A 1,758-nucleotide genomic window follows, 5' to 3' on the forward strand; every position below is an offset into this window, starting at 1 on the left:
CGGGCCCTGCGGTGGCGGGCTCGGCCGTTTCCGGTTCTGCGGTGGGGGACGGCGCCGTCGTCGTCCCGGCGGTCGACGAGGCGTCGCCCTGGTCCTCGGTGCGCCTCCGCCGGCGGGCCACGAGGACGCCGGCGAGGCCGCCACCACCCGCGAGGACGACGACGGCGGAGATGATCTCGATCCAGGGAAGCTCGTTCACGCCCCAGATTCTTCCATCCCGCCGGCCCCGCCGTGGGAGCCCGCTCGGTGTCGGCTGCGTCACCGGACGGAGTTAGGGTCCCCTAATCTCCACGTGTAGTGTGACCTCGCCGAGAGCCCGAGCGCGACGACCGCGCCGCCTGCGACCCGCGGCCGTGCAGCATCCTTCGTCCGAGAACCCTGAGGAACAACAATGCCCCGCGCAGTCTCCGCCTCCGTCGCCGCCCTCGTGGTGGGTGCCGCCCTGCTCACCGGCTGCGGCGGCACCGCCGACGCCGGCACCGGCGACAACAAGTCCAACGTCGCCACCGGCCAGGAGGGGTTCGACGACGTCCGCGAGCTCGCGGGCCGGCTCGGCACCGACGCCGCGCCGGGCGAGTTCCCGCGCACCGTGCGCAACCTGGTGGCCAACGAGGAGGTCGGCGAGACCGAGATCCCCGCCAAGCCGGAGCGCGTGATCGTGCTCGACACCGGCGAGCTCGACAACATGGTCTCCCTCGGCATCGAGCCGGTCGGCATCGCCCACCCCGCGGACGCCGAGATGGCGCCCGACTACCTGGACGTCGGTGACGCCGTCGACCTCGGCGCCTACGACGCCCTGGACCTCGAGCAGATCAAGAACCTCGAGCCCGACCTGATCCTCGGTACGTCGCTGCGGATCGACGACGACGGCCTCAAGGCCAAGCTGCGGGACATCGCGCCGACCGTCCTGGCGCCGCGCCCCGGCGTGCTGTGGAAGGAGAACTTCCTGCTCAACGCCGCCGCCGTGGGCGAGGAGGAGCGCGCCCAGGAGCTGCTGGACGCCTACGAGGAGCGGGCCGGCGAGGTCGGTGCCGAGGTCGTGGAGGCGAACGGCGGCGAGGCCCCGACCGTCTCCATGCTGCGCTTCATGGCCGGGCAGATCCGCCTGTACGCCAACGACTCGTTCGTCGGCATCATCCTCGCCGACGCCGGGCTGCCCCGGCCCCAGACCGAGGACATCGCCGACCTCGCCGTCGAGATCTCCGCGGAGGAGATCACGCTGGCCGAGGGCGACTGGCTCCTCTGGGGCACCTACGGCCAGCCCGACGCCACCGAGCAGGCGGCCGTCGTCGACGGCCCGCTGTGGGACCAGGTGCCCGCGGTCGCGAACGAAGGCGTCGTCCGCGAGGTGGCGGACGACACGTGGTACCTGGGCCTGGGCGTGACGGGGGCCGAGCTCGTGCTCGACGACCTGGAGACCATCGCCGCCGACGAGCGGTGAGCACGTCCGGGACCACGGCGCGCAGCAGGACCGCGGTCACCGCGGTCCTGCTGACCGCGCTCGTGCTGCTCGTGGTCGCGGCACTGGCCGGCATCACGGTCGGCGCCCGCGTCCTGTCACCGGCCGACACCGTCGCGGGGCTGCTGGGCCACGACGGCGTGGCCGCGACCGTCATCTGGGAGCTGCGGCTGCCCCGGACCCTCCTCGGCCTCCTCGTGGGCGTCGCCCTCGGCGTGGCCGGGGTGCTCGCGCAGGCGGTCACGCGCAACCCGCTGGCCGACCCGGGGCTGCTCGGGATCTCCGCCGGCGGCGCCGTC

General features: G+C 73.8%; 2 protein-coding genes and 1 pseudogene. 2 read left to right on the forward strand and 1 reads right to left on the reverse strand.

Annotated features, from left to right (window positions below; genetic code table 11):
- Positions 1-199 (reverse strand): annotated as a pseudogene (locus PROKR_RS13200) (signal recognition particle-docking protein FtsY); the annotation flags it as partial.
- A gap of 192 nt (positions 200-391) precedes the next feature.
- Between PROKR_RS13200 and PROKR_RS13205 the strand changes: the two are divergent.
- Both PROKR_RS13205 and PROKR_RS13210 read left to right on the forward strand, forming a co-directional pair.
- Entirely contained in the window at positions 392-1,441 is a 1,050-nt protein-coding gene (locus PROKR_RS13205; protein WP_036963968.1) for an ABC transporter substrate-binding protein, read from the forward strand.
- On the forward strand, positions 1,438-1,758 hold a 321-nt coding region (locus tag PROKR_RS13210; protein ID WP_036963971.1), incomplete at its 3' end, for an iron chelate uptake ABC transporter family permease subunit. The genes PROKR_RS13205 and PROKR_RS13210, both read left to right, overlap by 4 nt.

The organism is Promicromonospora kroppenstedtii DSM 19349, assembly GCF_000515355.1.
Lineage (GTDB): Bacteria > Actinomycetota > Actinomycetes > Actinomycetales > Cellulomonadaceae > Promicromonospora > Promicromonospora kroppenstedtii.